Annotated in this window: 6 protein-coding genes; all 6 read left to right on the forward strand. The window is 45.8% G+C overall.

The features are described 5' to 3' along the window. Positions 1–63 precede the first annotated feature (63 nt). From IBX48_RS09370 to IBX48_RS09395, 6 genes are read left to right on the forward strand one after another with little or no spacing between them, the layout of a single operon-like run. On the forward strand, positions 64–1,023 hold the full coding sequence (locus tag IBX48_RS09370) for a MoxR family ATPase (RefSeq protein ID WP_296833719.1): 960 nt from the start codon (positions 64–66) through the stop codon (positions 1,021–1,023). Continuing rightward, positions 1,020–1,937 carry a DUF58 domain-containing protein gene (locus IBX48_RS09375; protein ID WP_296833721.1) on the forward strand — a complete coding sequence of 306 codons (918 nt, stop codon included), beginning with the start codon at positions 1,020–1,022 and terminating at the stop codon, positions 1,935–1,937. The genes IBX48_RS09370 and IBX48_RS09375 overlap by 4 nt, the downstream gene beginning before the upstream one ends. After that, positions 1,934–2,398, forward strand: coding sequence for a DUF4381 domain-containing protein (locus IBX48_RS09380; protein ID WP_296833723.1), 465 nt, complete (start codon positions 1,934–1,936; stop codon positions 2,396–2,398). Before IBX48_RS09375 ends, IBX48_RS09380 begins: the two co-directional genes overlap by 4 nt. A 19-nt stretch (positions 2,399–2,417) precedes the next feature. Beyond that, positions 2,418–3,434: a VWA domain-containing protein gene (locus tag IBX48_RS09385; RefSeq protein WP_296833726.1), complete on the forward strand. Its 1,017-nt coding sequence runs from the start codon at positions 2,418–2,420 to the stop codon at positions 3,432–3,434. After that, on the forward strand, positions 3,431–5,338 hold the full coding sequence (locus IBX48_RS09390) for a VWA domain-containing protein (RefSeq protein WP_296833731.1): 1,908 nt from the start codon (positions 3,431–3,433) through the stop codon (positions 5,336–5,338). The genes IBX48_RS09385 and IBX48_RS09390 overlap by 4 nt, the downstream gene beginning before the upstream one ends. Further along, positions 5,332–6,981: a BatD family protein gene (locus IBX48_RS09395; protein WP_296833734.1), complete on the forward strand. Its 1,650-nt coding sequence runs from the start codon at positions 5,332–5,334 to the stop codon at positions 6,979–6,981. Before IBX48_RS09390 ends, IBX48_RS09395 begins: the two co-directional genes overlap by 7 nt. The last annotated feature ends 22 nt before the right edge of the window (positions 6,982–7,003 follow it).

Genomic DNA, 7,003 nt, shown 5'->3' on the forward strand with positions numbered 1-7,003 from the left:
ACTAGATTGCATTTCAGCTTGAGTTTGCCATAATGATGGGCTCATTATGTTGAGAGGATCGCTATGAGCCTAGTCACCGAATTTCAGACTTTACAAAGCGCGTTAAACCAAACCATCGTGGGGCAACCCCACTTGATTGAACGTATGTTAATTGCGTTGTTATCCGACGGTCATTTATTGGTGGAAGGCCCACCAGGCCTGGCGAAAACCAAAGCGATTAAAACCCTAGCGCAACAACTTGAAGGCCGTTTTCATCGGATTCAATTTACGCCCGATTTATTGCCTGCCGACATTACCGGCACCGAAATTTATCGCCCAGAAACCGCAAGCTTTGAATTTCAAGCCGGGCCGATTTTTCATAACTTAATTCTGGCGGATGAAATAAACCGCGCACCCGCCAAGGTGCAATCGGCTTTATTAGAGGCGATGGGGGAAGGCCAGGTGAGTGTCGGCAAACAGACAATGCCGATGGAAAAACTATTTATGGTGATGGCCACCCAAAACCCGATTGAACAGGAAGGCACTTATCCGTTACCCGAAGCCCAGCTCGACCGCTTTATGTTGCATGTAACAATCGATTACCCAGATCGCGACAGCGAACGTTTAATTTTGGACTTGGTGGAAAACGAGGCGCGTGATATTCAACAAGCTCCGCTGAATAAAATTGGCCAACTTACGCTTTTTAGCGCGCGTGATGAGATTCTCAATATTCACATGGCGGAGGCGGTCAAAACTTATATCGTCGAGTTGGTGATGGCGACCCGTCAACCGCAAAACTATAGCGACGAATTGGCGCAACAAATTGCGTATGGCGTCAGCCCGCGTGCAACTTTGGCTTTATCGCGCGGCGCACGCGCGCATGCTTGGCTGCATGGGCAAGACTTTGTGAGCCCAGATAATGTGCAAGCCGTTATTCACGATGTGTTTCGCCATCGTTTATTACTCAGTTTTGAAGCCGAAGCGATGGGTAAAACCGTCGACAACTTGGTGGATGACATTCTAAATTGGGTCACCTTGGTATGAATCACACGCCGGCCGTTTACAGTGATTTAACCCGCTTAAACGCTTGGCGGTTTCACGTGAAACATTTAAAGCTCGGCCATCAACAAAAAATTATGGCGCAGGCGGGCGGCTCAAACCATACATTGCGCAAAGGCCGAGGTATGGAGTTTAACGAGGTGCGGCCTTACCAAGCTGGCGATGATGTGCGTCATATCGACTGGCGCGTGACCGCCAGAAGCCAAAAACCTCATACTAAATTATTCAGCGAAGAACACGAACGACCGATTGTGTTTTTGGTGCAACAAACCCCGAATTTGTTTTTTGGCAGTCAGCGTTGTTTTAAATCGGTATTGGCGTTAGATTGTTTAGCGATTTTAAGCTGGGCAAGTTTAAATCAAGCCGATCGTGTTGGTGGGCTGGTATTTGGTTCGCAAGCGACCAGGTGGGTCGAACCTAAACGCCAACACAAAGCCTTGCAACAATTGTTTCATCACGCTTTGCAACATAACCAACAGCTAAACCAACCTGGGCGAGTGAACCACCAGGCCTGGTCACAAGCCTTAAAATCCATAGCGCCACTCATCCATCCGGCGAGTCGGTTGATTTTAATTGGGGATGGATTTGACTTAGACGAAGACGCCTTTAAAATTCTTAAAACCCTCGCACGCCACAGCAGCATTGATTTTTTACATGTTGAAGACCCGTTAGATAAACACTTGCCAGCGATCGGCGAGTTATCGGTAACCGATGGCGAAAACACGGTGCATTTAAACACTCAAAATCCGACCACGGGTCAAGCGTATTTAAATCAATACCAGCAGGCCTGGTGGTCGTTAAAACAAACTTTGCAAGCCAATAAAATTCCGTTAATTGGCATCGACCCCACTCAAAACACGATTGAAACCCTGCTTAGACATAGGTTATTGCGCGCATGAATCTTGATGCACTCGAACAATTAGAAGATATTATTGTGCCCTCTGCTGTGGGTTGGTGGCCGCTGGCAAGCAGTGTTTGGATTAGTTTAATTTTGCTATTAGGTTTCACTGTGGCACTGGTTTGGTATTTTCGTCTGCGTCACAAACAGCGTTTGTATCGTCGAGTAGCGAAGCAGGTTTTACAACAAACCGATCAAACCAACGATCAGCAATTTTTAATAGAAATTAACCAACTACTCAAACAAGTCGCAATCACGACTTACGGTCGGCAAGCTTGTGCGCATTTAGACAACCAGGCCTGGTTGGACTTTTTGCACGCCAAAGCCCAGTTTATAAAAATGCCTGATGCCTTTAAACACATAAACCAACGTTATCAACCCGATCTACCGGCTTTAACCCACCAACAAAAACAGCAAATTCAACGTTATGTGCAACGCTGGATTGCGGGACATCATTTATGATGCTGAGAGGTCTAAAATCGTGAGTTCAATCATCGCCCAGTTAGACAATTTTAGTTTTGTTTGGCCTTGGTTAGCCGTTTTAGTGTTGTTACCTTGGTTTGTGGTGCGTTTATTAAAACCGGCAACCCAACCTCAAAAACCCTTACTGGCACCACATTTAGTTTCTCGACTCAACCAAATTCAACCGGCTAAACTGGATTTAAGCCTGAGCCGAGGTAAAGCGCGATTCTCAATGTTTTGGCTGGCTATTTGGTTACTGGTGGTTCTGGCGGCGATGCGTCCAGTTTGGTTTTTAACCCCCACACCGTTCGAGTCCAGCGGGCGCGATATGATGTTATCGGTGGATTTATCCGGCAGTATGGAAAAACCCGATATGATTTTGCAAGGCCGAGAAGTGAATCGGCTTGTCGCCTTAAAAAGCGTGGTGGATCACTTTATCAGCCAGCGCCAAGGTGATCGTATGGGCTTAATTGTGTTTGGTACCCAAGCCTTTATGGTGAGCCCGTTAACTTATGATTTAAACGCGATCCGCCGCTTGTTAAACGAAACCGAAATCGGTATGGCGGGCAATAATACCGCGTTAGGAGATTCGATTGGCTTAGCCATCAAACATCTAACAAAAGCCAACAACCAAAAAGCCGTGTTGGTGTTGTTAACTGATGGTTCAAACAACGCTGGAGCGGTCGATCCACTTGACGCCGCTAAAAAAGCCGCCGAAGCAGGCCTGGTGGTTCATACCATTGCATTTGGACAGGTGGATCAACAATCGGCTAATCGAGATATAGATACTGACACTTTACAAACCATTGCTGACTTAACCGGCGGTGAGTTTTTTATGGCCAGCCAAACGGATCAATTAGCGCGCATTTACGAACGCATTAACGAAATTGAATCCAGCCAATTTACGCTTAATCAATACCGCGTACGCACCGAACTTTATGTTTGGCCCCTCGGTTTGGCACTGTTATTAAGTTTTTATTGGGCTTGGCAGAGAACACGCCCAGTTCAGCCCGATAACAGCGGAGGCCAGCCATGAGCGAATTGGTATTTTTAAGACCTTATTGGCTGCTGGCCTTATTGCCTGCGGCCTATTTATGGTGGCGAGTAAAAGGTTACCAAACCCAACAAACCGCTTGGAAAAAATGGATTGATCCGGCGTTTCAGCCTTATTTATTAGGTGAGCAAACCGAAAAAACCGGCGGCTCAAATTGGGCCATGTTGGGTTTAGGGCTGATTTGGTTCAGTGCGATCTTGGCGCTCAGCGGCCCCAGTTGGAACAGTGTCGAAATACCGGCGCAGAAAACCCACAGTGGCAGCGTGATTGTTTTGGACTTGTCTTTGTCTATGTACGCGGATGATTTAGAGCCCAATCGCTTAACGCGTGTGCAGTTCAAACTCACGGATTTATTAAAACAAAACCCCGATTTACGTACCGGTTTGGTCGCCTATTCCGCCACCGCACATATTATTACACCCATTTCGGACGACAATGCGACCTTATTAAATTTATTACCTCACCTTAATCCTTTAATCATGCCGTCTTATGGCTCGGATGCGGTCGCCGGTTTCCGACTGGCTAATGAATTACTCACCAGCGCTCAAGTGAACCAAGGTCATATTATTTGGATTACCGATGACCTTGAAGCGCACCAAACCGAGCCACTTAAAAACCTGCTCGAACAAAACAACCTAAGTTTGAGTATATTAGCGGTAGGACGGCAGTCCGGCGGCGCGGTAAAAATACCGGAATACGGTTTATTAAAAGACCCGCAAGATCGTTTAGTACAAGCGCCACTGCCCTTAGCCCAACTGCAGCAATTTAGTCAGCAAGTGGGCGCAAGACTTGAACGTTTACAGCTCGATAACCGAGATTTAGCCAGCTTAAAACCGGCCTATTTAGCTGAAACAGTGCGTGAACAAGACGACGCCAAACAAATGTTTCAAGCACTGGATTATGGCGTTTATTTACTGGGCTTGCTCATTGTGTTGGTGGCCTTATCGGCTCGGCGTGGCTGGGTATTATCAATTGTGTTTATCGCCTTTATACCAGGCCTGGTGGTGTCGCCAGCCAGTTTTGCTGAAAGTGAAATAACTCAAAAGCCTGAAATTAAACTGTCAGATCGTTGGCGTGAAGTTTATTTAAGTGGTGATCAACGCGGCTACCAGGCCTGGTTAAATCAAAATTATATCGCGGCGGAACGTGAGTTTGATGACCCCGCCTGGCAAGGCAGTGCGTTATATCGTCAACAAAAATATGCTCAAGCAGCCGAAGTCTTTAAAAAAGACCCCAGCCCTCAAGGCCATTACAATCTGGGGAATGCGTTAGCCAAGTCACTTCAATTAGAAGAGGCAAAACAAGCCTATCAACAAGCCTTAGACTTAGACCCAAACTTAACACAAGCGCAACATAACCTGGCGATTGTTGAAGAACTGCTGAAACAACAAGCAAAACCCACTCAACCGCAAGACGATGCCGCGAAGCAAGCACCTGAGCCGGGTGAAGACCAAAACGCACAATCAGAAACTCAACCGGATCAAAAAAATAACGAATCCGACGAGTTAAATGACGAATCGGATCAAACTCAATCAAACCAAGCCGAATCGCAAACAAGTCAACAAAACGCAGAGGCCAGCACAGAAGACTCTGAAGCCAGCACCGATCAAGCCTTAGATGATTCAAGTCAAGCCGCAACACCAGAACCAAGCCAGCCTGAACCAGACCCATCCGCTAGTGAGCAAGGATCGGTGCAGGATTTGGTAGACTCAGAGCATAACGAATCACCACAAAACGCCAGCCAGCGAGAACGTGAACAAGCCAACCAGGCCTGGTTAAATCAAATTCGGGATGAACCTGGGTTATTTTTAAGACGCAAATTTGATTATCAATACCAACAAAATCCGCCTGAGGACCCTCAGCAAAACGAGCGTAAGATATGGTAAATAACAAACAAGTACGACCCTTATTTTTCCTGTTTTTGGCCTTAAGTTTATTACCCGGCCTGGCATTAGCCAATAAAACACTGCAAGCCAGTGTGGATCGTAACTTAGTCGAACTGGGCGATATTATTCAACTAAACATTAATGGCAATTTTCAAACCACTCATCGGCCAGATTTGGAACGCCTAAAAAACGACTTTGAAGTACTCGGTTCACAAGCCTCCAACCAATTGCAAATAGTACATGGCCAGTTCAGCGCGGTGACCAACTGGGATGTACAAATTTTGCCTAAACGTACTGGCGAGTTACGGATTCCTGCCTTTGAGGTTGACGGCTTGCAAACTCAACCTATTCAAATTCAAGTAGCGGCGGCCTCGCAAAAACAAACCGATTATCAGGTTAGTTATTTAGAAGCCCAGGTCGATAACGCAAATCCTTATGTTCAAAGTGAGGTGATATTTACCTTACGTTATTATCATCTAGGTTCGTTGGTGCGCGGCAATATTGATGCGCCGCAATTTGATGGCTTTATGGTTGAACGTTTACAAAACCAACGCAGTTTTGAGCGCCAAGTCGCCGGACGCAACTATCGTGTTTATGAATGGGTGTATGCCCTGTATCCCCAAACCAGCGGTGAAATCACGATTCCACCTCAAAGTTTTGATGGCACCTTATTGCATCAACGTGAATTACGCCAGGTTAAACAAAAATCGGAAACCATCCAACTTAAGGTTAAACCCATTCCGCCGGAGTTTCCGCCAAATGCCAATTGGTTACCGGCAAAAAAAATCGAACTAAAAGACGAATGGACACAACCTAATAACTTAAAAACAGGTGAAACGCTGGGCCGACGAATTACGCTGCAAGCGCAAGGCTTAAAAGCCAGTCAGCTGCCGAATTTAGATTGGCAAGAAACCGAAGAATACCGACTTTATAATGATCCGGTGAGCCAAAATGATCGGATTGAATCGGGCGGTTTAAGTAGCCACAAAATGCAGGATTTTATGATGGTTATGCATAACCCAGGTCAAATAATTTTTGAAACTATTGAAATCCCTTGGTGGAATACCCAAACGGATCAATTAGAGATCGCACGTCTAGATCAACGTGTGTTTGACGTGCAATCAAATCCGCTACTTGAGCAGGCATTAAATCTAACCAACCCCGCTTTAGAGCCGCCAACGGTTCAACCACACAGCTCGTCCACTTTATGGCCACTGATCAGTGCGTTATTAGCGATTTTTTGGTTAATTACGCTGGTGTTATTATTTAAACGCCACACCAACACCACACCCGCTGCTGAAAAAAGCACACCAACAAACGACCACATAATGGTTCAACTGGATGAAGCCAGCATTGCACAACTTAGCCAATTATCGGATGCACAGCTGGATTTAGCTCTCAAACATTGGCTAAAAATCCATTACCAAATTCAGGATTGGAACGACCTGAAACACAAACAGCCCAAACTATTTACGTTAATGCAGGCTTTGCAATTGCAGCTTTATCATCCGCAAGCTTTAAAGGCTAGCTTTGATCGACAAGCCCTATTACACGAACTAAATGGCTTAAGCACCCATCAACACCACCAAACAACATCACCCTTGGCTGAGTTGTATCCCGACCAAAAAAACAACAACGGATAAAATTGATGTAAAACAATTAATA

The sequence above is a fragment of the Thiomicrospira sp. genome (genome assembly GCF_014859555.1).
Classification (GTDB): domain Bacteria; phylum Pseudomonadota; class Gammaproteobacteria; order Thiomicrospirales; family Thiomicrospiraceae; genus Thiomicrospira.

What these genes read in the sequence shown, in the direction of transcription:
- IBX48_RS09370 (WP_296833719.1), top strand. Translation starts at nt 64, where the DNA reads ATGAGCCTAGTCACCGAATTTCAGACTTTACAAAGCGCGTTAAACCAA.
- IBX48_RS09375 (WP_296833721.1), top strand. Translation starts at nt 1,020, where the DNA reads ATGAATCACACGCCGGCCGTTTACAGTGATTTAACCCGCTTAAACGCT.
- IBX48_RS09380 (WP_296833723.1), top strand. Translation starts at nt 1,934, where the DNA reads ATGAATCTTGATGCACTCGAACAATTAGAAGATATTATTGTGCCCTCT.
- IBX48_RS09390 (WP_296833731.1), top strand. Translation starts at nt 3,431, where the DNA reads ATGAGCGAATTGGTATTTTTAAGACCTTATTGGCTGCTGGCCTTATTG.
- IBX48_RS09395 (WP_296833734.1), top strand. Translation starts at nt 5,332, where the DNA reads ATGGTAAATAACAAACAAGTACGACCCTTATTTTTCCTGTTTTTGGCC.